The organism is Rhodopseudomonas rhenobacensis (assembly GCF_014203125.1).
Lineage (GTDB): Bacteria > Pseudomonadota > Alphaproteobacteria > Rhizobiales > Xanthobacteraceae > Rhodopseudomonas_A > Rhodopseudomonas_A rhenobacensis.
The window spans coordinates 113,915-135,212 of the sequence record NZ_JACHIH010000002.1; the positions used below are offsets into that span (position 1 = coordinate 113,915).

The 21,298-nt window shown below is 65.4% G+C and carries 14 protein-coding genes and 2 pseudogenes; 8 read left to right on the plus strand and 8 right to left on the minus strand.

The window, feature by feature from the left end:
- Positions 1 to 55: 55 nt before the first annotated feature.
- Positions 56 to 1,267: a sulfatase-like hydrolase/transferase gene (locus HNR60_RS02440; RefSeq protein ID WP_184253913.1), complete on the minus strand. Its 1,212-nt coding sequence runs from the start codon at positions 1,265 to 1,267 to the stop codon at positions 56 to 58.
- 95 nt (positions 1,268 to 1,362) lie between these two features.
- Between HNR60_RS02440 and HNR60_RS02445 the strand changes: the two genes are divergently transcribed.
- Complete coding sequence (locus HNR60_RS02445) at positions 1,363 to 2,256, plus strand: LysR family transcriptional regulator (RefSeq protein ID WP_184253916.1); 894 nt, start codon at positions 1,363 to 1,365, stop codon at positions 2,254 to 2,256.
- Positions 2,257 to 2,390: 134 nt separating this feature from the next.
- Entirely contained in the window at positions 2,391 to 4,448 is a 2,058-nt protein-coding gene (locus HNR60_RS02450; RefSeq protein WP_184253918.1) for a UvrD-helicase domain-containing protein, read from the plus strand.
- On the opposite strand, the gene HNR60_RS02455 is transcribed toward HNR60_RS02450, so the two are convergent.
- Positions 4,449 to 4,778: a YdhR family protein gene (locus HNR60_RS02455; RefSeq protein ID WP_184253921.1), complete on the minus strand. Its 330-nt coding sequence runs from the start codon at positions 4,776 to 4,778 to the stop codon at positions 4,449 to 4,451.
- 204 nt (positions 4,779 to 4,982) lie between these two features.
- Here HNR60_RS02455 and nthA point away from each other — a divergent pair, with 204 nt between their 5' ends.
- Genes nthA through HNR60_RS02470 form a run of 3 tightly spaced genes read left to right on the plus strand, consistent with a single transcriptional unit; the run spans position 4,983 to position 6,645 of the window.
- Complete coding sequence (nthA, locus tag HNR60_RS02460) at positions 4,983 to 5,609, plus strand: nitrile hydratase subunit alpha (RefSeq protein ID WP_184253923.1); 627 nt, start codon at positions 4,983 to 4,985, stop codon at positions 5,607 to 5,609.
- On the plus strand, positions 5,609 to 6,265 hold the full coding sequence (gene nthB, locus HNR60_RS02465) for a nitrile hydratase subunit beta (RefSeq protein WP_184253925.1): 657 nt from the start codon (positions 5,609 to 5,611) through the stop codon (positions 6,263 to 6,265). Before nthA ends, nthB begins: the two co-directional genes overlap by 1 nt.
- Positions 6,262 to 6,645 (plus strand): nitrile hydratase accessory protein, encoded by a 384-nt coding sequence (locus HNR60_RS02470; RefSeq protein WP_184253927.1) that lies wholly within the window; start codon positions 6,262 to 6,264, stop codon positions 6,643 to 6,645. Before nthB ends, HNR60_RS02470 begins: the two co-directional genes overlap by 4 nt.
- 219 nt (positions 6,646 to 6,864) lie before the next feature.
- Here HNR60_RS02470 and queC read toward each other — a convergent pair whose 3' ends face one another.
- Complete coding sequence (queC, locus tag HNR60_RS02475) at positions 6,865 to 7,584, minus strand: 7-cyano-7-deazaguanine synthase QueC (RefSeq protein WP_184253935.1); 720 nt, start codon at positions 7,582 to 7,584, stop codon at positions 6,865 to 6,867.
- 123 nt (positions 7,585 to 7,707) lie between these two features.
- On the opposite strand from queC, the gene mazG reads away from it, so the two are divergent.
- Both mazG and HNR60_RS02485 read left to right on the plus strand, forming a co-directional pair.
- Positions 7,708 to 8,532: a nucleoside triphosphate pyrophosphohydrolase gene (mazG, locus tag HNR60_RS02480; RefSeq protein ID WP_184253937.1), complete on the plus strand. Its 825-nt coding sequence runs from the start codon at positions 7,708 to 7,710 to the stop codon at positions 8,530 to 8,532.
- Positions 8,533 to 8,707: 175 nt separating this feature from the next.
- A complete protein-coding gene (locus tag HNR60_RS02485) occupies positions 8,708 to 10,009 on the plus strand; it encodes a hemolysin family protein (RefSeq protein WP_184253939.1) in 1,302 nt (433 codons plus the stop codon).
- A gap of 62 nt (positions 10,010 to 10,071) precedes the next feature.
- On the opposite strand, the gene HNR60_RS02490 is transcribed toward HNR60_RS02485, so the two are convergent.
- Positions 10,072 to 10,947, minus strand: coding sequence for an NmrA family NAD(P)-binding protein (locus HNR60_RS02490; RefSeq protein ID WP_184254359.1), 876 nt, complete (start codon positions 10,945 to 10,947; stop codon positions 10,072 to 10,074).
- Positions 10,948 to 10,967: 20 nt separating this feature from the next.
- Between HNR60_RS02490 and HNR60_RS02495 the strand changes: the two are divergent.
- Positions 10,968 to 11,261, plus strand: a pseudogene (locus HNR60_RS02495) (helix-turn-helix domain-containing protein); the annotation flags it as partial.
- 247 nt (positions 11,262 to 11,508) lie between these two features.
- Here HNR60_RS02495 and HNR60_RS24365 read toward each other — a convergent pair.
- The 4 genes and pseudogenes from HNR60_RS24365 to HNR60_RS02520 form a co-directional block, all read right to left on the minus strand.
- A pseudogene (locus tag HNR60_RS24365) lies at positions 11,509 to 12,138 on the minus strand (IS1595 family transposase).
- Between the two features lie 105 nt (positions 12,139 to 12,243).
- A complete protein-coding gene (locus HNR60_RS02510; protein WP_184253945.1) occupies positions 12,244 to 17,436 on the minus strand; it encodes an MBG domain-containing protein in 5,193 nt (1,730 codons plus the stop codon).
- 146 nt (positions 17,437 to 17,582) lie between these two features.
- The gene (locus tag HNR60_RS02515) at positions 17,583 to 19,139 is read right to left on the minus strand and encodes a ShlB/FhaC/HecB family hemolysin secretion/activation protein (RefSeq protein ID WP_184253947.1); all 1,557 of its coding nucleotides are present in this window, start codon (positions 19,137 to 19,139) and stop codon (positions 17,583 to 17,585) included.
- A gap of 1,332 nt (positions 19,140 to 20,471) precedes the next feature.
- Entirely contained in the window at positions 20,472 to 20,981 is a 510-nt protein-coding gene (locus HNR60_RS02520) for a single-stranded DNA-binding protein (protein ID WP_184253949.1), read from the minus strand.
- Between the last annotated feature and the right edge of the window lie 317 nt (positions 20,982 to 21,298).

Genomic DNA, 21,298 nt, shown 5'->3' on the forward strand with positions numbered 1-21,298 from the left:
GGCGCGAAGCCGTGCCCGGTTGCCAGCACGAATGGCGGCTTTCAGGCGCAGCGGGTCAATTTGGCAGAGCTGGGGCGCCCGATCGCGCCAGCGCATCGCGAAGATCGACGAGCGTCGCCTCGTTATCGGCGAGCATGCGATCGAGGCTCCCCGCGTAGCGCCATTGCTGGATGCTGGAGAGGTCCCAAAACCGCGCCGGCCGCACCAGCCGGTTGTGCGAGGCCATCCACGCCAGGTCGAGCAGCGGGTAACGCCCGGCGTAAACCTGCATCCAGCCCGTTAGACGCAGATAGTCCTTGTGCTGGCGGTTGAGCCGCTCGATGCGGCGTGCGTCGCCGGCGGGAGCCGCGGCTTGATCTGCCATCACTTCGGTCAGGACGCGTCCTGAGGCGGCGTCCGAATTCGGCGGCTCGACGCCCATGAGGGCGGCGATGGTCGGCGCCAGGTCGATGTTCTCCGCGTAGCCGATCACGCGCCCCTTCGCGATTCCCGGACCTCGCAGCGCGAAGGGCAAGCGCCAGCTCTCTTCCTGCTGCGGTCCGTGCCAGCCGCCGCGGGCGGCGCCATCGGGCATCAATACCAGCAGCGTGTCGTCGTACTTGTCGATCTGCTTCAACGCATCGACAAAACGCCCGAGCAGCGTGTCGGCCCACCGGACCGATGCAGGATAGGGCGAGCCCTCTCCATACGCGTCGCCGCGCCAGGGCACGTTCTCCCGCGTAAAACCGACCCGCTGCAGCACGGCGTTGGTGTCTTGGAGAATCAGCCGCATGAATGTCAGGTCGGGGTGCTCGCGCAATTGCCTCAGCCCCTCCTCCACGACCCGTTCGTCGCTGAGCGCCTGCGAGAGATTGGTGTAGCTGAAGCCTTCGGCGACCGACCGATAGGCCGTCGAGCCGGCGATGAAGGCGGTGTAACCTTTAAAACGATGCTGGATATAGGTCGCCTCGACGGCGGGCTCGAGGAACAGCGTGCCGGCGGCCGTGGTCGGGTTGGGAAGCGATGTCGTGCTGAGCACGAAGTAGCTGGAATCCGTCGGGTGGTACGGAAAAATGCTCGTCATTTCGCTGGCGCGGGTGCCTTCGGCCGCAACCTGGAGCCAATTGGTGAGGCCCAGACGCTCCGGCGCATCGGCAAGCAGGCTGTCCATATGGAAGATGATCACCCGCGCCGGGCGCGGGCGCGGCTGCGCCGAAGCGTTTGGGACAGCCGTCAGCGCGGCGAGCGCGACGGCCGCCGCGATGGCAATGATCGATCTGAGCATCATGAACCCCTCCGCAGGACGTGCTCTCGCGCCCAGTCCTAGGATCGGTTACCGTGACGTTCAAATATCGGTTTTGCATTTATTGAGACTGTCACGATATGGCCATCGAACTCCACCACATGCGCCAGTTCGCGACGCTCGCCGAGGAACTTCACTTCGGCCGGGCCGCGGCGCGGTTGAACATGGCGCAGCCGCCGCTCTCGCAGTCGATCAAGCGCCTGGAAGCGTCGTTGGGATTCGCCCTGTTCGCGCGCACCCAGCGCCGGGTCGAACTGACGCCGGCCGGTCAGGTGTTTCTGGCCGAGGCGCGGCGGACATTGCAGCAGGCTGATGAAGCGGTTCGTCTGGCCCGGCGGGCGGCGTCGGAGGATCTGGCGGAACTGTCGGTGACGTTCACCAGCGCCGCGCTCTATCGCGTGCTGCCGGCGGCGTTGCGCGGGCTGCGCGATCGGTTGCCATCGGTCGAGATCCGGCTGGACGAGCGCCCGACCGATGCGCAGCTTGCCGGACTGCAGGACGGATCGGTCGATGTCGGCTTCGTAACGCCACCGCTGAAATCCGTCGCCGGGCTGGAGGTCGAGGTCATCAGCCGCGACCGCTTTGCTCTGGCGGTGCCGATTTCAAGTCCGTTCGCGCGACGCGACGCCGTGGCGTTGCAGGAGCTGGCGAGGGAGGCCTTCGTCCTGTTTCCCCATGTTCAGGGCCCAGCCCTGCACGGCCGGTTGATGAGCGCGTGCCGCCAGGCCGGCTTCGTGCCGCGGGTGCGTCAGGAGGCGCGGCAGATGCACACGATCCTCAGCCTGGTCGCGGCCGAGTTGGGCGTGTCACTCGTGCCCGAAGGCGCGCGCTCAATGTGCGTCGATGGCGTTGCGATGGTTCCCCTCGCCGGTTTCCCTGCCGATTTGACGTGGGATTTGTCTGTCGCGTGGAAGTCAAAAGGTGCCGGGCGTCCTTTGAGGGCGTTCATCGACATCGTCAGGTCGCTGAGCTGATGACAGGGACGCGTGCCCGGGCCGTGCCTGGCGGCCGCGGGTCTCGCTGGCGCCGTGCTCTTTCATCGCCGCAATGCCGATTGCGAACAAAGCAGGAATCTGGGAGTCTCGAGTTTTCCCAAAAAGGACGATTCGTGCCCCACCCCTATCTCGACGGCCTCAATCCCGAGCAACGGCTCGCCGTCGAGCACGGCATTGGCACCACGGCCGCTGCGCCGGCGCTGCTGGTGATCGCCGGCGCCGGCTCCGGCAAGACCAACACGCTGGCGCACCGCGTGGCGCATCTTCTGGTCGACGGCGCCGATCCACGACGGCTGCTCTTGATGACGTTTTCGCGCCGCGCCGCGTCCGAGATGGGCCTCCGGGTCGAGCGCATCGTCCGCAAGGCGATGGGCGCGCAGGCCGGGGTGATCAGCGACGCGCTGACCTGGGCCGGCACCTTCCACGGCATCGGCGCGCGGCTGCTGCGCGAACACGCCGATCAACTCGGGCTCGATCCCGCCTTCACCATCCACGACCGCGAGGATTCCGCCGACCTGATCAATCTGGTGCGGCATGAGCTGGGATTGTCCAAGACCGAGAGCCGGTTTCCCACCAAGGGCACCTGCCTGTCGATCTATTCCCGCTGTGTCAACGCCGAGACGGCGCTGGAGCAGGTGTTGGGCGGCTCATTCCCTTGGTGCGCCGGCTGGGCTGCCGAGCTGAAGCAATTGTTCGCGGCTTACGTCGAGGCCAAGCAGCAGCATTGCGTGCTCGATTACGACGACCTGTTGCTGTACTGGGCGCAGGCGATGGCCGACCCGGGCTTTGCCGCCGACGTCGCGAGCCGCTTCGACCACGTGCTGGTCGACGAATATCAAGATACTAATCGGCTGCAATCCTCGATCCTGCTGGCGCTGAAGCCAAGCGGCACCGGCCTCACCGTGGTCGGCGACGACGCGCAGTCGATCTATTCGTTTCGTGCAGCCTCGGTGCGCAACATCCTGGATTTTCCAGGCCAATTCAGCCCGCGCGCCACCGTGGTGACGCTCGACCGCAACTATCGCTCGACGCAAGCCATCCTGTCCGCCGCCAACGGCGTGATCGATCTGGCCAAAGAGCGCTTCACCAAGAACCTGTGGACCGACCGCGCCACCGGCTCAGCCCCGCACCTTGTCGGTGTGCGCGACGAGACCGATCAGGCGCGCTACATCGTCGAGCGCGTGCTCGACAACCGCGAGGCCGGTTCGCTGTTGAAGCAGCAGGCGGTGCTGTTCCGCACCTCGTCGCATTCCGGTCCGCTGGAGATCGAGCTGACCCGGCGCAACATCCCGTTCGTCAAATTCGGCGGGCTGAAATTCCTCGACGCCGCGCATATCAAGGACCTGCTGGCACTGCTGCGCTTCGTGCAGAACCCGCGCGACCGCGTCGCCGGCTTCCGGCTGATGCAGATCATCGAAGGCGTCGGCCCGGCCTCGGCGCAGCGCGTGCTCGACCATATCGCCGCCGCCGCCGATCCGATCGCCGCACTCGCCGAAGCGCCTGCCCCGCCGCGCGCTGCCGCCGACTGGCGCGATCTGGTCACCGCGTTGCAGGATCTGCATCGCAGCGCCGGCTGGCCGGCGGAACTGGAGCGCGCGCGGCTATGGTACGAGCCGCATCTCGACCGCATCCATGAAGATGCGGTCACCCGCCGCGCCGATCTGATCCAGCTCGAACAGATCGCCGGCGGCTATCCGTCGCGCGAACGCTTCCTCACCGAACTGACGCTCGATCCGCCGGACGCGACCTCCGACCAGGCCGGCGTGCCGACGCTCGACGAGGACTATCTGATCCTGTCGACGATCCATTCCGCCAAGGGCCAGGAATGGAAGTCGGTGTACGTGCTCAACGTCGTCGACGGCTGCATGCCGTCCGATCTCGGCACCGGCACCTCCGCCGAACTCGAAGAAGAGCGCCGGCTGCTCTACGTGGCGATGACGCGCGCCAAGGACGATCTGCATCTGGTGGTGCCGCAGCGCTTCTTCACCCACGGCCAGAACGCGCAGGGCGACCGCCACGTCTATGCGTCGCGCAGCCGCTTCATCCCGGATCGGCTGCTCGGGCTGTTCGAGCGTGTCAGCTGGCCGCGCGTGTCGGCAGCGGCCGCCGCCGCGCAACGCCAGGGCCCGCGGCTCGACATCGGCGCACGGATGCGCGGGATGTGGCGCTGATTATCGCGCCGCCGCCGTCAAGGCGGCGATCTCCTCGTCGATCGCATTGTCGACGATCACCGGGCTCTCGAACCAACTGAACACCGGCTCGGCGCCGTAGAGCTGCGTCACCCGCGCGATCCACTCGGAGTCATAGACCTTCTCCGCTGCGGCGCGGGAGTCCCAAAGATACACTCCGCCGGCGGTGCAGCCGTCTTCGGAGCGGATGTAGTATTTGCGGATCAGGCCCGGCAGCTTGCGATATCTCGGCGCGCTGGTTTTGAAACGGCGCGTCGCCTGCTCGAGCGTGATCGGCGCCGGCAAATGAAACTGCACCACGGTCGTGATCATCCTGGTCTCCCTGCGCTCGACTCGGCGCGCCCGTCCCGCCGCCGACAACGGCGGTCGCCGACGCCGGCATCAGCAACGTAGTGCGACGTCGCCTTGGCGCAAGCACGCCGCCAAAGTTTCAAATCGCCGCGCTGCAACATAACGCCCTGCTGCTGAATCGATGCGCCTCGACAGCGCGGCGATTTCCCGCCTATCCTGCGTCGCATGAGCAACAGCGAGCACGCCCATTCCCACGATCACTCCGAACTGTCCGCGACCGAGTTGCGGGTCAGGGCGCTGGAGACCATTCTGGTCGAGAAGGGCTATGTCGATCCCAAGGCGCTCGATCTGCTGATCGAAACCTACGAAACCAAGGTCGGCCCGCGCAACGGCGCCCGGGTCGTCGCCCGGGCCTGGAGCGATCCGGCGTATCACGCCCGGCTGATGGAGAACGCCACCGCGGCGGTCGCAGAACTCGGCTATCAAGGCCGCCAAGGCGAGCATCTCGTCGCGGTCGAGAACACGGCCACACTGCACAACATGGTCGTCTGCACGCTGTGCTCCTGCTACCCGTGGCCGGTCTTAGGCCTGCCGCCGGTATGGTACAAGTCAGCGCCCTATCGCTCGCGCGCCGTGAAGGAACCCCGCGCGGTGCTGCGCGAATTCGGCGTCACGCTGCCGGCGCACAGCGAAGTCCGGGTATGGGATTCCACCGCGGAGATCCGCTACCTGGTGCTGCCGCTTCGGCCCGCCGGCACCGAGGGCTGGAGCGAGGAGCGATTGGCCGAGTTGGTCACCCGCGATAGCATGATCGGCACCGGCCTGGCGAAAGCCCCGGCGGAGCTCTTGTGATGGACGGCGCGCACGACATGGGCGGCGTCGCGGGCTTCGGCCCGATCGGGATGGAGCCGAACGAGCCGGTGTTTCATAGCGAATGGGAGCGCCGCGCCTTCGCGCTGACGCTGGCGATGGCGCGGCCCGGCGGCTGGACCATCGACATGGCGCGCTTCGCCCGTGAGAACCGGCCGCCGCAAGATTATCTCAGCAAGAGTTACTACGAGATCTGGCTCGCCGGGCTCGAGCAACTGATGGCCGAGCGCGGCCTGGTCAGTGCCGACGAGATCGCAGCCGGTCGGCCGCTGCAGCCGGCGAAGCCCGTGCCGGTGCTGCGGGCCGATGACGTCGCGGCGATGCTGCAACGCGGCGCACCGACCTTGCGGGAGGCCAAGCGCCCTGCCCGGTTTGCGATCGGCGCCCGGGTGCGGGCCAAGGCCGTCGAGACGGCGGGTCATACCCGGCTGCCGCGCTACGTCCGCGGCCATCTCGGCGTGATCTGGTGCGTGCACGGCCGCCACGTCTTCGCCGACGCCAATGCGCGCGGCGTCGAAGACCCGCAATGGCTCTACACCGTCAGCTTCGACGGCTCGGAATTGTGGGGCGCCGCCGCCGAGCCGGACACCAAAATTTCCGTCGAGGCCTGGGAATCCTATCTGGAGCCGGCGGCATGACGCGCGCTCAGGCAGAGGTCGGCGCCGCCGTCGATGTGCCCGGTCTGCCGCGCGACGACGACGGCCCGGTGTTTGCCGAGCCGTGGCAGGCGCAGGCCTTTGCGATGGCGCTGGCGCTGCATCAGCGCGGGCTGTTCACCTGGGGCGAATGGACTGCGACGCTGGCCGACGAGATCAAGCGCGCGCAGGCCGCCGGCGATTCCGACAACGGTGACAGTTACTATCAGCATTGGCTGGCGACGTTGGAGCGCCTCGTCGCCGAGAAAGGCGTTGCCAGCGCCGACACCCTGCATCGCACCCGCGACGCCTGGGACCGCGCCGCCGACCGCACCCCGCACGGCGCGCCGATCGTGCTGCAGCCGGAGGATTTTGCAGGCTGATCGCGCGAGAAGTTCGACGCCTGGCGAGACGCCGTGTCCCGGGCAAGGTGCAGCGCTCTTGGCGCTGCGCCGCTGACCCGGGAACCGTTCCAAGCGCTGCGATCCGTAACCGCCCGGCTCTGCAGCGCACCACGCCGCTAGGGCGGCGCGGTGCGCTGCGTCCGGGGCACGCTTTCTGCAGCAGAATTGTTTGCCCTGGCCGCATGTCCTTGCTCAGGCCTAGCTCGCCTTGCCCGCCTCATATTCCCGCCAGCCCTTGGCGCGGAGCTGGCAGGCCGGGCATTCGCCGCAGCCATAGCCCCAATCGTGCCGCGCGCCGCGTTCGCCGAGATAGCAGGTGTGGGAGTCTTCGCGGATCAGGTCGACCAGGGCGTCGCCGCCGAGTTCATGCGCCAGCGCCCAGGTCGCGGCCTTGTCGCGCCACATCAGCGGGGTGTGCAGTTCGAAATCGGTCGCCATGCCGAGATTGAGCGCGGTGGTAAGCGCCTTCAGCGTGGCATCGCGGCAATCCGGATAGCCGGAGTAATCGGTCTCGCACATCCCGCCGACCAGGGCGCCGATACCGCGGCGATACGCCAAGGCGGCAGCGAAGGTCAGGAACAGCAGATTGCGCCCGGGCACGAAGGTGTTGGGCAATCCGTCGGCGCCCATCGCGATGGCGACGTCGCGGGTCAGCGCGGTGTCGGAGATCGTCGCCAGCGTCGGGATCGACAGCGTGTGGCTGTCGCCGAGTTTTTTCGCCCAGTCCGGATGAATCTGTTTCAGGCCATCGATCAGCCGGTCGCGGCAGTCGAGTTCGACGGCGTGGCGCTGGCCGTAGTCGAAACCCAGCGTCTCGACCCGGGCAAAGCGCGACAGCGCCCAGGCCAAACAGGTGGCGGAATCCTGGCCGCCGGAGAACAGCACCAGGGCGGCGTCGTGTGGCAAAATCTGGCTCATCGGCTGCCCTTAGCATCGCCGGCCGGCCGCGCCAAACCCGGCGGGCGCGAACGCCGATTTTCGCTGGGCTGGGGACGACGCCTGCGGCATAGAGAGCGCGTCCGTCGTAAGCCTCGGTGTGCCATGACTCCGTCCCGCGATATCGCCCGTCTTCTCGAAATCATGGCGGCGCTGCGCACGCCGGGTTCCGGCTGCCCGTGGGACCTCGAACAGGACTTCGCCAGCATCGCGCCCTACACCATCGAGGAAGCCTATGAGGTCGCCGAAGCGATCGCGCGACACGACCTCGACGATCTGCGCGACGAACTCGGCGACCTGTTGCTGCAGGTCGTGTTCCACGCCCGCGTGGCGCAGGAACAAGGCGTGTTCTCGTTCGGCGACGTGGTCGAGGCGATCACCCGCAAGATGATCCGCCGCCATCCGCATGTGTTTGCAGACAGCGCCGGTCGCTTGACGCCGTCGGACGTCGAAGGCGCCTGGGACCGCATCAAGGCCGAGGAGAAAGCCGAGCGCGCGGCGCGACGGCCTGAGCAGCCCGCGCAGACGCCGTCGCTGCTGTCGGACGTCAAGCCCGGCCAGCCGGCGCTGACCCGGGCGATGGAGCTGCAGCGCAAGGCCTCGACCGTGGGATTCGACTGGAATGACCCGCGTGCGGTGCTGGCGAAAATCCGCGAGGAAGCCGACGAGATCGAAGCCGCGCTCGATGCCGGCAACAGCGCCGAGATCGCCGCCGAGACCGGCGACCTGATGTTCGCGCTGGTCAACCTTGCGCGCCATGTCGGCGCCGATCCGGAGAGCGCGTTGCGCGGCACCAACGCCAAATTCGAACGGCGTTTCCACTTCATCGAACAGGCGCTGGCGGCGCAGGGCCGCGGTTGCGCCGACGCCTCGCTGGCCGAAATGGACGCGCTGTGGAACGCCGCCAAGGCCGCCGAGTCGCAGGGTTGAACCGCGCCCGATTGGCAGGCACTTCTGATGTAATGGATCAAATTTTCAGTTTAAGCGATTGCCATAGCGATTTATTCGGCTCTCCGCCGACTCTTTCTCGCGGTCCGGCTGGGGAAATTCCGCCGCAGCGCTTATGTTGGGGATCCCACCCACGACCGGATCGGCCCCCGTCCCCATGCTCGCTGCTGAACTTGCAATCGTCGTCGTCCTGATCGTCGTCAATGGCCTGCTATCGATGTCCGAACTGGCGATCGTCTCGTCGCGGCCGGCGCGACTGGCCCTGCTGGCGCAGAAGAAGATCAAGGGCGCCGACACCGCGCTGAGGCTGGCGTCCGATCCCGGCAAATTCCTCTCCACCGTGCAGATCGGCATCACGCTGGTCGGCGTGCTGTCCGGTGCGTTTTCCGGTGCCACGCTGGGGCAGCGGCTGAGCGCCTGGCTGCTCGAGGCCGGCGTCGGCCCTGGCGCGGCGGAAATTCTCGGCTTCGGCCTTGTGGTCACGCTGATCACCTACGCCACCCTGATCGTCGGCGAGTTGGTGCCGAAGCAAGTGGCGCTGCGCGACCCCGAGGCGGTGGCGGTCAGGGTGGCACCGGCGATGGCGGTGCTGGCCACGGTGTCGCTGCCGCTGGTGTTCGTGCTGGATCTGTCCGGCAAGGCGATCCTGGCGCTGCTCGGACAGAGCGGCGCCACCGAGGACAAGGTCTCCGAGGACGAGATCCACAGCTTGGTGCTGGAAGCCGAGACCGCCGGTGTGCTGGAGCCCGGCGAAAAGGAAATGATCGCCGGCGTGATGCGGCTCGGCGACCGGCCGGTCGGCGCGGTGATGACGCCGCGGCCGGAGGTCGACGTCATCGATCTCAACGACGATCCCGACACCATCCGCGAGATTTTTGCCGCCAGCCCGCATTCGCGGCTGCCGGTGTCGGACGGCGACCGCGACAACCCGATCGGCATCATCCAGGCCAAGGACGTGCTGGTGGTCTATATGCGCGGCGAGAAGCCCGACGTCCGCGCGTTGGTGCGCGACGCGCCGGTGATCCCCTCCACCGCCGACGCCCGCGACGTGCTGGCGGTGCTGCGGCATTCCGCGGTGCATATGGGGCTGGTGTACGACGAATACGGCGCCTTCGAAGGCGTGGTCACCACCGCGGACATTCTGGAATCCATCGTCGGCTCGTTCAGTTCGGAGACCGGCCCGGCCGAGCCCGCTTACGTGTACCGCACCGACGGCTCGTTGCTGGTGTCCGGCTGGATGCCGGTCGACGAGTTCGGCGATCTGTTGGCGATCCCGATCCCCGAGCATCGCGACTATCACACCGTGGCCGGCCTGGTGCTGCAGCATTTCGGCGCGCTGCCGCAGGTCGGCGATCATTTCGAGGATCACGGCTGGCGCTTCGAGATCGTCGACCTCGACGGCCGCCGCATCGACAAGATTCTCGCCAGCAAGCTCAGCGAAGCCGAGCCGGCGCCGTGATGCCGCCCCCGGCTCGACCTGCCGGCCTGCTCGCCCGTTGCAACAAGGCGATGTTCGGCACGCTAGTCCTTTGAGCTCCACGTCGGAAATGTTTCGGGTTCGCGGTCGTCAGCAAGCGTCGCCAGATAACGCGGCTTCCACACGTCCCTGATGAAGCTTTCCATCGAGGTCGGCAGCGGACTGCGATGGCCATGGAACCGGACCCGCCCATCGTTCAGGGCGTCGAAGGTCTGGCTGTCATCGAGCCATTGCTCGGGCGTGCCGAACCGCTTGAGAAATTCGGCTTCGATATCCTGCCGCTTGCGGTCGACGAAGCGATACGCCACCGGCCGGCCGATCTCCCGGCTGATGATCGCGGCGAGTTCGGGCATCGTGAGATCTTCCGAACCGACCTCCCGGATCACGCGGTGTTCGCCCGTCGGGTTGGTCAATTCCTTCGCCGCCAGATTGGCGATGTCGTCGGTCGCCACCCAGGGCGTCTTCCGATCAGGATCGAGTGACCAGCCGAGTGCGCCATGCCTTGCGACGGCCGCCGCCCAGGCCAGCGTGTTCTCGATGAACCAGGAGGCACGCAGATGCACCAGATCGACATCACTGAGCTGGTTGAGCGCTTGGTCCAGCTGGTGGAAGCCCGCAAAATGGCCGGTGTCGCCCTTCACCTCGGATCCGATCGACGTCAAATTGACAGCCAGCCTGACCGGAGAATTGCGAAGCGCGTCGACAAAGCGCCGGGCGACTGCAGGGTAGTGCCCGTGGATGTTGTTCCAATCGGTCTTCACCATCAGGAACGCCGCATCGGCATCCCGAAAGAATGAGCCGAGGTCGCCGGCCCCGGTGTCGAAGCTTCCCAAACACGGCTCGGCGCCGAGCTTGACCAGCGCGTCGAGCGCCGCACCGCCGCGTGACAGCGCCTTCACCTGATGCCCGGCGTTCAGCAGATTGCGGGTGAGCTTGGCGCGCGATCGCCGCTACCCTGACCGCAGAGCCGAGCGACCGCCGCACCCTCGCCGAATGGGCCGCCCACGTCGCCATGAGCGAGCGATCCTTGAAGCGGCTGATGGTTCAGGAAACCGGACTGAGCTTCGGCCGCTGGCGGCGGCAACTGCATCTCGTCATCGCGCTGCGCGAACTCGCCAGCGGCGCGACGGTGCAGCGGGTGTCGAGCGATCTCGGCTACGAGTCGGCCACGGCCTTCATCGTGATGTTCAAGAAGGCGCTCGGCACCACACCAGCGCGTTACTTCGCCAGCTGACCGGTCGCGCTGGGCGAAGTGTGCGCCGCAGCGCCCGCCGGCGGCTGGTCGTTGGCAATGCCGTCCACAATAGGCGGATGAGCAAGGACTTTGCAGCACATCAAAAACAACCCCGTCTTCAATACGGAGCTGTTCCACTTCGGCGATCGCGCAAATCGGCAATTCAGCGGGACGCTATACCCACAACTGATTGCCGGTGAGCGCGCGAGCGCCGCATTCCGAGCAGGATGGCTGCCTTCTAGAACGGTTATGCGCGCCTGACGCGAGAGAAGAAGCTCTCGATGATGTTGGTCGAAACGCCAAGACCGTGCCGGTAGGCCTCCGAATGGTCCACCCGGGTGAGCGGATTGAGGCCGCAGAGTCCATCATATGCAAGATGTTCGTCGGCATAGACGTGAGCTTTGCGGCTCACGTGAGTTCGGACGATGTCCCAGGCTCAATCGGCGTTCTCGGTCGGGGTTACCCGGGTGAACGTCTGCCCAATCAAGCAGCGCTCACGCGCTGCCATCACGACCACACGTTGCGGCGACTGGATCTTGCGTCGATCATCACGATCCTCTTTGCGGTTCTCCTGCCGGATGTGACCACCGAGGTACATGCCGTCGATTTCCACACGGTCGTCGAGCAACATCTGCTTCCGTCTTGCGGCCAATGCTTCTCTCAACTTCATCGGATTCGACCATGCCGTCTTGGTCTGAACTCCGAGTTCACGGGCGACCTGCAGTGCGGCCTTGCCCTTCGCTGCATTCGCCGACATGGCGATCACCGCAATAATCTGCCTAAACATCAGCTTCCGGCTGGCGAAGATGATGCCGCTGGTGAGAGGATTACACACTTGCTGAATTGCACGAGGCCAAACTTGCGAAGCCTGTATCATCCGAGAGGATAGAGCATGATTGCCCTACGCTGACGCGTATCCGTAGTTGACGTAGGAGTTGGCGCATTCTGTAGTCTAAAACTTGCAGAGAAGCGCGCCGATACGCTACCAGACCGTATAGGTATTGCGCTGATATGAGCAAACGCAAGCAATCGTCGATAGGTCGAGCCGATAGTAGTGTTCGAACGCGGAGAACAACTTGCTTTCGTCGCATGACAACCGCTCGCCAAACTGCACGTCATTAAAGTTGGCTGCGTCGATAAAGCTCGTGGCGAAATAGCTTGGAAAGATCACCGGGCGGATCTTGGGAGTGAGGTCGGCCAGCGACGACGGGAAGGCAGGGAGCGTGGGCGGCACCGTGACGATGAGGTTGGCGCCTGCGTAACTCAAAATGTAGTTGGCGGAGGCGGCTAGTGTACCTCGGAGGATGGGATATGGGCCAGGGCTGGACGCGATTGTGGCATTCGTTGCGAGGCCGCCGGTGAGGCTGTCGCCATTGACCAAGCCGGAGCTGACATAGGTCAAAGCTGGATTGGCGACGCCGTATAGCCGCGACTGGGCATTGGCAGTGACCGCGAGGGGTGCTGGGGTTACGCTGAGATTGGCCCCAATATAGCTGATCGCGTAATTGGAGTTGGCCAGACTGCCCTGTGTGATGCCGTAGAGACCGACATTCGAGGTCGGACCGGCGGCAGTGAACAGGCTGCCGGACAGGCTGTCGCCGTTCAGTAGGCCCGAGCTGGTATAGGTCAGCGCTGGGTTGGCGGCGCCATAGAACCGGGATTGTGCATCGGCGGTCACGCTGAGCGGAGCCGCGGCCACGCTGAGATTGGCCCCAATATAGCTGATCGCGTAATTGGAGTTGGCAAGGCTGCCCTGGGTGATGCCGTAGATTCCGACATTGGAGGTCGGGCTGGCGGCAGTGAACAGGCTGCCGGACAGACTGTCGCCGTTGACCAGGCCGGAGCTGGTATAGGTCAACGCCGGATTGGCGGCACCGTAGAGCCGGGACTGCGCGTCGGCGGTGACGGTGAGCGGAGCCGCGGTGACGCTGAGGTTGGCGCCGGTATAGCTGATCGCGTAATTGGAGTTGGCAAGGCTGCCCTGGGTGATGCCGTAGATTCCGACATTGGAGGTCGGGCTGGCGGCAGTGAACAGGCTGCCGGACAGACCGTCGCCGTTGACCAGGCCGGAGCTGGTATAGGTCAACGCCGGATTGGCGGCACCGTAGAGCCGGGACTGCGCGTCGGCGGTGACGGTGAGCGGAGCCGCGGTGACGCTGAGGTTTGCGCCGGTATAGCTGATCGCATAGTTCGAGGACGCGGCAAGCGTGCCCTGTGTGATGCCGTAGAGACCGACATTCGAGGTCAGGCCGGCGGCAGTGAACAGGCTGCCGGACAGGCTGTCGCCGTTGACCAGGCCGGAGCTGGTATAGGTCAGCGGCGGATTGGCCGCGCCGTAGAGCCGGGATTGTGCATCGGCGGTGACGGTGAGCGGAGCCGCGGTGACGCTGAGGTTGGCGCCGGTATAGCTGATCGCATAGTTCGAGGACGCGGCAAGCGTGCCCTGGGTGATGCTGTAGATTCCGACATTCGAGGTCGGACCGGCGGCAGTGAACAGGCCGCCGGACAGACTGTCGCCGTTGACCAGGCCGGAGCTGGTATAGGTCAGCGCCGGATTGGCGGCGCCGTACAGCCGCGATTGCGCGTCGGCGGTGACGGTGAGCGGAGCCGCGGTGACGCTGAGATTGGCCCCAATATAGCTGATCGCGTAATTGGAGTTGGCAAGGCTGCCCTGGGTGATGCCGTAGAGGCCGACATTCGAGGTCGGACCGGCGGCAGTGAACAGGCCGCCGGACAGACTGTCGCCATTGACCAGGCCGGAGCTGGTATAGGTCAGCGCCGGATTGGCGGCGCCGTACAGCCGGGATTGCGCGTCGGCGGTGACGGTGAGCGGAGCGGCGGTGACGCTGAGGTTTTCTCCGGTGTAGCTGATCGCATAGTTCGAGGATGCGGCAAGCGTGCCCTGGGTGATGCCGTAGAGGCCGACATTCGAGGTCGGACCGGCTGCAGTGAACAGGCCGCCGGACAGACTGTCGCCGTTGACCAGGCCGGAGCTGGTATAGGTCAGCGCCGGATTGGCGGCGCCGTACAGCCGCGATTGCGCGTCGGCGGTGACGGTGAGCGGAGCGGCGGTGACGCTGAGGTTTGCTCCGGTGTAGCTGATCGCATAGTTCGAGGATGCTGCAAGCGTGCCCTGGGTGATGCCGTAGAGGCCGACATTCGAGGTCGGATCGGCGGCAGTGAACAGGCCGCCGGACAGACTGTCGCCATTGACCAGGCCGGAGCTGGTATAGGTCAGCGCCGGATTGGCCGCGCCGTAGAAGCGCGATTGCGAATCGGCCGTGACGGTGACGGGCGCTGCCGTCACCGCGAGCGCGCCGTCCACATAGCTGACGACGTATCCCTGCTGGTTGGAATACAGGCCGCTCGCCACAATGGAATAGTTGCCGACATCGACCGCGCCCTGCGCGGTCCCGGCGTAGCTCACCGTTCCGAGCAGGTTTCCGTCGGGCGCGGTCGAATAACTGACGCCGTTGCCGCCGGCAAACGGCTGCGCGTCGTAGACCTTGGTTGCGCCCGACGCCGTCACCGTCAGCGGCACCATGAACGTGCGCAACAGCGGATTGGTGTTGCCGTTATAGATGGTCCAGATGCTGGTGAAATCCCAGCCGGGAAAGTTGACTGCCTGCTGCATCTGCGCGCCGGTGAGTCCGGTGCCGCCCGGCGAGGCCGGTTGTCCGGAAGTATCGAGATTCCAGTAGCTGCTGGTAACGGCTCCAGAGTTGCTGCCCAGCAAGCCGCCGACGCTGTTGCCGCCGCTCACCGCGCCGGTCGAATAGCTGTTCACCACCGAGCTGGAGTTGGCTCCCATCAGTCCGCCGACGCTGGTGGTGCCGGTGACGCTGCCGGTCGCGTAGGTGTTGCTGACGATGCCGGTCGTGCTGCTGCCGGTCAGGCCTCCGACGTAAGTGGTGCCGAAGACGTTGCCGGTGGCATAGCTCTGTTCGATGGTGCCGGTGTTGCTGCCCATCAGGCCGCCGACGCTGCTGGTGCCGTTGACGTCTCCGGTGGCGTAGCTGCGGCTGACCGCGCCGGTGTTGCTGCCCATCAGGCCGCCAAGGCTGCTGCCGCCGCTGACGGTGCCGGTGTTGTAGCTGTTGATGATGGTGCCTGTATTGCTTCCGACCAGGCCGCCGCCGGAGCTGAGCGCGTTAACGCTGCCCGCCACGAGTCCGACATTCCGGATCAGGGAGGCGGACCCGGTCGATCCGAACAGGCCCTGATCCGCGGTGACGGGGCGGTTGATGACGAGACCGCTGATCGCATGGCCGAGCCCGTCGAACGTACCGGTGAACGGGAGCACGAGTGTTCCGATCGGCGCAAACCCAAGCCCCGAGTTCCAGGTCGCCGTTGCGCTGGCGTCGATATTGCTGCCGAGCGCGTAGTGCCCGGTCATGTCCGAGGCCGAGAGGCCCTGCAAGGTCGGCGTGGCGGGTGCCAGGATCGCATCGCCCTCCAGTCCGAGGCTGTTGATTACCGTGTAACCGATTCCGCCGATCGACAGCGCGGGGGTCGCGCCGGACAGCGTGATCGCGGATTGGTGGGCGAGAACATAGACGCCGGATCCGCTGGCGGCCTCGCCGCTGGTCGGGGTGTTCGGGTTGATCGCCAGGCCGGCGGTGTCGCCGGTGGCGGTGATGTTCGCGTTGACGTTGACGTTGTTGGTCGCGTTGAGCGTCAGCGTGGTGTTGGCGCTCCACGAGATCGCCGCGTTGACGTTGACGTTGCCGGCCTGGGCCGAGGCGCTGCCGGTCTGCAGCACGACATTGGTGCCGCCATTCAGCGCGGCGCTGATATCGCTGTTGCTGACGACGCTGCCGCCGGCGGTCGGGGTCCAGGTCCCGGTCGGCGATTGCGGCGCCGTCGATGCGGTGTCGGTCACCGTCAGATCGAACGGATCGAGCAGCCAGGTGCCTGCGGCACCGTGCGGCGCCGTCGCGTTGACCGAGATGCCGGCGACGTCGAGCCGATGCCCGGAGGTCTCGACGGTGCCGCCATTGCCCAGCAGGGCGCCGCGGGCGGAGAGCGTCCCGGCAACGCGGGTCGTGCCGTCCGCCCATGCCACGATCGTTCCGCCGTTGCCGTTGCCGGTCGCGTCGGCTTTCAGAATAACACCAGGTCCAATCGAGACCGAGTCGGCATGCGCAAGCGAGCCACGCCCCTGATAACCGCCGCCGATCAGAATGCTGCCGCCGCCGGTGGCGCCAGATGTGTCGAGCGCGGCGTTATCGATCGACACGGCATGACCCGTGAGGGTGATCGCGCCGCCGGTCGCGCCCTTGCTGGTGGCGGCGAGACGTGCGCCGACGACGGTGACGTCGTGACCTTCGATAGCGATAGCGCCGCCGCCGGCCGTGCCGGCCTTGCGGCCCCCCGAGGCGTTCAGTTTGCCGGTCACGGTGATGTTGCCGCCCGCGCCGCCGCCCAGCACGATCGCGCCGGAGCGCCCCGAAACCGAGCGGGCGGAGAGACTTCCCGACACGTTCACCGCGTCGCGGATCGCCTGCTTCACCGTGGCCGCTCGCAGCGCGATCGAGCCACCCGCCGCGGCGATCCGACCGGAGACGTCCACCAGCGCCTTGCCGTTGCCGGATGCGGCGGTCGGCACCGCGACCTGCATGAATCCGTCACCGGCGAGATCGAGCACGATGGATTCGCCTGATCCCAGTCCGACCTTGCCGAGCGGCACCTTGATGGTCCCGGAATTGGAGACGGTGCCGCCGAGCAGCGCGACGAAGCCGTCGCGGCCGACCGTGATAGCACCTGCATTGTCGACAGCGGCCGAACTGCCGTTGCCGGTAAACACCCGCCTGCCCGCCATAAAATCGCTATCGCTGATGTCGAGCGTCGAAGCGACAAAGCCACCGCCGACATCGACCGTTCCGGTCGGCGTGATCGCGATGCCGTTCGGGTTGACGAGATACACCTGCCCGTTGGCGCGCAGGCTGCCGGCGATCGTCGACGGCGTCTCGCCGGTGACCCGATTCAAGATTGCCGAGGTGCTTGCCGGTTGATTGAACGTGACGCTGTTTGGCTGTCCGACGGAAAATGACGTCCAGTTCGCGACCGCGACCGCCGAGGTCTGGTTGATGGTCAGGGTGTTGCCGATGGGAGCACCGATCGCAGCACTCCCCGCCGTGACCGTGCCGCCTTGCGGCAACAGGTTCTGGGCCACAGCGGACGGAGCTCCACTCAGCGAAAGACTGAGGGCAAGCGGACCACAAACGATTGGGCTAAGGAGATTGCGCAACACATACAGATCCTTCCGAAAGTGAATCGTCGTGGGCGAGACGGCTTGAAATTCGGTGATCGCGATCACCATCAGAACCGCACGTTCATGACGACATTTCCGCGCCAAGCATGCGGCAGGTCAGGCAGATTTGAGAATTGCCGCGCCACTTCCAGCCCCAGCGTGAGGCCTTGGTATCCGCCGGCAAGTTCGATGCCGCTGCGCACGCCGGCGCCGACCGACCCGCCCCGAATGGTGGATAATTCGAGGATGGTCGGCGCGATCAGCCGGCCGGCTCCGACGCTGCCAAAGCCGTATGGTGACAGCACGATCGGGACCGCTGTGCCCATCGCGGCAAACGGGCGCGCAAGCTCGACCCGCAATGTCCCGCCCTCATCGACGTTCAACGTTCCGGTTGAAAAGGCCGATAGTGCCTGCGGGCCGTCCAGCGCGAACTGCTCGGAGACGAACAATGGATGGCCGAACGAGGTCTGTGCACGGCCTATGAGATCGAAGTTCAATCCGTACGGCAGCGGCTGAAACACGCGCGCGTCGAACGTCGCCTTGGAGAAATAGGGGTCTGAACCCTGTCGCGACAGCGGCACGCCGGAGGCCAGTGCATCGGATTGATCGCGTCCGCCGACACCTTGGGAGAACCCGGCGTTGAGCTGCAGCGCGCTGCCCCAGGCGGGCAACCCGGTGTCGAAGGACGCGCCGGCGCGAAATGCGTTGTAGCGATCCCGGTTGAGGTCGGCGGAGAACAGCGGCAACGCAATGCTCTGCTCGATATGTTCGAACGCCGCGTTGAAGCTCAGCAACGTCCTGCGGGTCCGAATCGCAGGAAACGATGTTCGCACCGCGAAGCGCTCGAATTGGCCGATGCTGGAGAGGCTGCCAACGACCGGCCGGGGCTGGCTGCGCGCATTGGTGTATTCCGGATTCAGGACCCAGCCATCGCTGCCGAGCGGCAACACGGCACCGGCCCCAAGCACCCGCAACGGAGATGCGGAGTCGAACAGCAGTCCCGGATCGCCGCTTGCTTGCGCCGATGCGTAGAACTGTTCGCCGAGCCCGAGTGCCGAATTGAGAGCGGCGCTGGTGCCGTAGCTCCAGCTTCCCAGCGAGGCGGGAAGTCGGTTGTCGATGCCGGCTGTCGCGCTCACCAGCCGTTGGGTGCCCTCGAGCACCAACAGCGCGCCGCCCATCATCTTGCCGCGCGCGAGTGTGCTTTTCAGCCGCAGGCCCGGCACGTCGCCTGCAGTCAAGAGCAGCCGTTCGATCTCGGCGAGAGTGATATGACCGCGCCCGATCAATGGGGCCATCCGCGAAGCCACCACCGCGCGTATCCGCGGCGGAACCTGTTCGACGCCGACGGCCTCGATGAAGCCATCGATCACGACGATGCGCACGATTCCGCCGTCGTTTAGTTTCTGCTCGGGCACCGTTACTCGGACAAGGACATAGCCGGCGCGCGCGTAGGCCTGTTCCAACGCGCCGACAAATTCATAGACTTGGGCCACGGTGACCCGCTGTTTCTCGATCGTCGCAACCAGCGCGCGGGTTTCTTGAGCAAGCTCCTCGAACGATCCGGTGATCGCGACGCGTCCGGCCACAACGCTGAGACGTTCGGAGCCCGTCGGGGCCTGCAATCGGACTCGGCCCTCGGCGGGCAGTCCGACGGGCCCGATCGAAAGTGCGGGCCGCAGCGTCTGCGGCGTCACCTGGCTGGGGGCGATCTGGGAATACGCGGCGCTTGGTGGAACTACGAATGTAAGACAGAGCGGCACCGCAAAGCCAAGCGCTACGTTGGGGATGAAACGGCGTTCGCTCCGGGACAACCTGGTGCCAGATTCAAAGCCCACGGAAGACCGTGATGACACCCACGAGCGGCACTCCCTTCAGAGGACAATCGACCGACTGGACAAACTGTCCGCCGACTGTTGACCCGCATGGTTAACGGTTGGTTAATTCCGACTTAAGACTCAACAAACTTATTTAGTGGAAAGTACGTGTCGCGCCGTAAGGATCAATTGCTCGGACTGATACGCCGCTCGTAGAACTCCGCAGTAATTTGATGGGAAAGCATCTTCCGATGCGCAAGGTTGGCTGCCCCTCTATGTAAGCCAATGCGATGGCGCGCTGTGGAGTGTCGTCCGTAAGCGACCCGAACCATCGCTCGAGCATGCATCTTGGGAGATGAAACAGCCGGGTGACGTTCCGCCGCCCACGCTTCAGCGAAGATGAGCGCCTATCTGTGTAGTCGGTTCCCCGCCAACTCTGGGGGAGCACTAAGGATTGCGTTCCTCATCTCGCAGAATGCAGGGAGCCTTCAAGCCAGCGCTGCAACCGTTTCGATTTCATCGGATCTTCCAGTGGCTCCAAGATCGGACCGGACCGCTCACAAGTCGAGCGATGGTGTGAGAGGATCACGTCGCGATCTCGGCAACTGACTCTTCGTAGCAGTTCCGCGCGTATTTCCGTGGATGCACGCAAGATAATTCCTTTGGCGACGACGACACGGGCCGCTTCAAGCACCAAACAGTAGTTGCCGAAGGTTACTCGGTCATGGCGCAATATTGGACATTTGTCCCAGTGCAGCGCAGTCACAACCGAAGCCTTTGGCGCGGTCGCCGCCCTCTGCTCGATAACGCATATTCCGTGGAACGAGCACGCTGAGCTTATCCCACGCGCAGCAACCCGGGTAACAACCGGGCGGGCTCTTTGTCGCGAGTTTTGGAGCCTCAGAGGGCGACTGGTCGAGGAATGGCCGGGTACGTGTAAATCAGCACCGAAGTTGGACCCCTCTCGTAGGTCCGACTAAGGAGCTGATTTCTGAGTGGCAATTCGCTTGAGCGGGGTCCCGATCGGCGCCGATCGGGACCCCTGCCAAATGCGATCTTTCTCAGTTAAATCAATGATTTATGCTGAGGAATTGCGGGGTCCCACTTCGGTGCTGATCCACACGATGGAGCCCAATTACTCTAGAACGGAATATCGTCGTCCATGTCGCTGGCGCGGCCACCACCACCACCACCACCGCTGCTGGCGGCGGCCGGGGCGCGGCGCGGCGGCGCGCTCGACGGCCCGCTGGAGCCGAAATCGCCCGGCGCATCGTCGCCGCCGAAACCGCCGCCGCCGCTGCGGCCGTCCAGCATGGTCAGCGTCGAATTGAAGTTCTGCAGCACGACTTCGGTGGAGTACTTCTCGACGCCGCTCTGGTCGGTCCATTTGCGGGTCTGCAGCTGGCCCTCGATGTAAACCTTGGCGCCCTTCTTCAGATACTGCTCGGCAATCCGGCACAGCCCCTCACTGAAGATCACCACGCGGTGCCACTCGGTCTTTTCCTTGCGCTCGCCGGAATTCTTGTCGCGCCAGGTTTCCGAGGTGGCGATCCGCAGATTGGCGATCGGCCGCCCGTCCTGAGTCCGCTTGATCTCCGGATCGGCGCCAAGATTGCCGATCAGAATCACCTTGTTCACGCTTCCCGCCATCGCCGCTCTCCACTGTCGCTAGAACTCTGCACACCGGCCGCGCCCGGAGGTCGGGGACGGCCGTCTCAAACTGACGCCACAAGCCGCCACCTTTGGTGACAGGCTATACCCTCTCGAACGATCCGCGCGGGGCCGCTCGCAGCGTTATCCACATCGCGATGGCGGCATTATGTTCGAGTTTTGTTCTGGTGGAAAGCCGGAAAACGTCGGAAAAGTTGTACTGCAGCGCGCCTCCCAGCGCGCCCCGCCACGGCCTCGCCGCGCCGTCGGCGTCCTCGAAATACCTCAGGTAAACCGCGTTTCCCGCGTTACTTGCT

Excerpts from the sequence above, each read along its gene's own strand:
- HNR60_RS02440 (WP_184253913.1), bottom strand. The coding sequence starts at position 1,267 with ATGATGCTCAGATCGATCATTGCCATCGCGGCGGCCGTCGCGCTCGCC.
- HNR60_RS02445 (WP_184253916.1), top strand. The coding sequence starts at position 1,363 with ATGGCCATCGAACTCCACCACATGCGCCAGTTCGCGACGCTCGCCGAG.
- HNR60_RS02455 (WP_184253921.1), bottom strand. The coding sequence starts at position 4,778 with ATGATCACGACCGTGGTGCAGTTTCATTTGCCGGCGCCGATCACGCTC.
- nthA (WP_184253923.1), top strand. The coding sequence starts at position 4,983 with ATGAGCAACAGCGAGCACGCCCATTCCCACGATCACTCCGAACTGTCC.
- nthB (WP_184253925.1), top strand. The coding sequence starts at position 5,609 with ATGGACGGCGCGCACGACATGGGCGGCGTCGCGGGCTTCGGCCCGATC.
- HNR60_RS02470 (WP_184253927.1), top strand. The coding sequence starts at position 6,262 with ATGACGCGCGCTCAGGCAGAGGTCGGCGCCGCCGTCGATGTGCCCGGT.
- queC (WP_184253935.1), bottom strand. The coding sequence starts at position 7,584 with ATGAGCCAGATTTTGCCACACGACGCCGCCCTGGTGCTGTTCTCCGGC.
- mazG (WP_184253937.1), top strand. The coding sequence starts at position 7,708 with ATGACTCCGTCCCGCGATATCGCCCGTCTTCTCGAAATCATGGCGGCG.
- HNR60_RS02485 (WP_184253939.1), top strand. The coding sequence starts at position 8,708 with ATGCTCGCTGCTGAACTTGCAATCGTCGTCGTCCTGATCGTCGTCAAT.
- HNR60_RS02520 (WP_184253949.1), bottom strand. The coding sequence starts at position 20,981 with ATGGCGGGAAGCGTGAACAAGGTGATTCTGATCGGCAATCTTGGCGCC.